Origin of the sequence: Parendozoicomonas verongulae, assembly GCF_009711465.1 — a bacterium.
Classification (GTDB): Bacteria; Pseudomonadota; Gammaproteobacteria; order Pseudomonadales; family Endozoicomonadaceae; genus Sansalvadorimonas; species Sansalvadorimonas verongulae.
In genome coordinates, this window is record NZ_SMME01000014.1 from 1 (window position 1) to 207 (window position 207).

A 207-nucleotide genomic window follows, 5' to 3' on the forward strand; every position below is an offset into this window, starting at 1 on the left:
CTGCAGGCCTGCTCATAAAGCCCGACAAAACTGCGCCATTCCAGCAATTGTTGCTTAAAGGCAAAGATATCCTTACCCCATTGCTCTCCCTGCCCGTGCTCCGGTTTTGATAGTGCCGGAAGACCCGACAAAGCCAGCTCCCGAGCATCCCGATCCTGCACAGTGACAGGTTGAGTGGCTGCAGGTTGAAGATTCTCACCGATACCC

Annotated in this window: 1 protein-coding gene; it reads right to left on the bottom strand. The window is 54.6% G+C overall.

Translation table 11 applies throughout. The features are described from left to right. Window positions 1–207: hypothetical protein (locus E1189_RS21920; protein WP_196220771.1), on the bottom strand; the 207-nt coding region annotated here is incomplete at both ends.